General features: G+C 46.3%; 2 protein-coding genes. One reads left to right on the plus strand and one right to left on the minus strand.

The genetic code is table 11. The features are described from left to right. The first annotated feature begins 97 nt into the window (after positions 1 to 97). Positions 98 to 808 (plus strand): FKBP-type peptidyl-prolyl cis-trans isomerase, encoded by a 711-nt coding sequence (locus tag A3750_RS18080; protein ID WP_231871873.1) that lies wholly within the window; start codon positions 98 to 100, stop codon positions 806 to 808. A gap of 71 nt (positions 809 to 879) precedes the next feature. Here A3750_RS18080 and hisI read toward each other — a convergent pair. Further along, positions 880 to 1,152: phosphoribosyl-AMP cyclohydrolase (gene hisI / locus A3750_RS18085; protein WP_156498709.1), on the minus strand; the 273-nt coding region annotated here is incomplete at its 5' end.

Genomic DNA, 1,152 nt, shown 5'->3' on the forward strand with positions numbered 1-1,152 from the left:
AGATGTAAGGCCTTAAAAGGCTTAAGGTTTTGAGTCTTCTTATAAGAAAGTCGGTTGAGCTTGTCGGTCAGGCGGCACAGAACTATGGATTATTGATATGAACATGAAAAAACTTGCCTTGCCATTTATCGCTGCGAGCGCATTGAGTGTTGGGTCAGTCGCAATCGCAGAAGAGAGCGCTGCAAACAAATTCGAAAGTAAAGAAGCACAAATCGGCTATGCATTCGGAGTGATGTTTGGCCAACGAATGCGTAATGAGCTTGGTGATATTGACCTCGACCAATTCTCAAACGGAATGAAGACTGCTTTTAACGGTGAGCCTCAGCTGTTGAGCGACGAAGAGATTGCTCAAATCCTGACGGAATATCAACGTGAAATGCAGCAACAGCAGATCGCCAACCTCCAGAAACAGGGCGAAGAAAACAAAAAGATCGGTGATGCATTTCTAGCTGAGAACAAAAACAAAGAAGGCGTTGTAACGCTGGAAAGCGGCTTGCAATACAAAGTTCTAACCGAAGGAAAAGGTCCTCAACCAAGTGCATCAGATTCCGTCACAGTTCACTACACCGGCTCATTCATTAACGGTGAAGTATTCGACAGCTCCGTTGAACGCGGTCAACCTGCAACATTCCCGGTGAATGGCGTGATTGCAGGCTGGACAGAGGCGCTACAACTCATGCCTACTGGCTCTAAATGGCAACTATTTATTCCTTCGGACCTTGCTTACGGTCCAAATGGCAATCGCTCTATCGGCCCGAATGAAACTCTTCTATTTGAAGTTGAACTAATCGAAGTGAAAAAGAGCTAGCTCGAGCTCAGCCTGTATACAAAGAAAAAGCCGTCTCATTGAGACGGCTTTTTTAATGCGGGACATATTCACTATGGCCCTGAGTCAATTTTCACCGATTGCGCACCGAATTTGAGATAAAAACAAGAACGCCGATGAGTGTGGCATGCGGCACCGGCTTGCTCAATCAATGCAAGCAAGACGTCCCCATCGCAGTCTGTTCTCAATTCAACTAGCTGTTGCCCATGCCCCGAGCTTTCGCCCTTTCGCCATAACGTGTTTCGAGAACGAGACCAGTAACACATTCTTCCTGTCTTCAAGGTATCTTCTAAGGCGTCGCGATTCATCCAAGCAAACATCAAAAT

The sequence above is a fragment of the Oleiphilus sp. HI0079 genome (assembly GCF_001635105.1).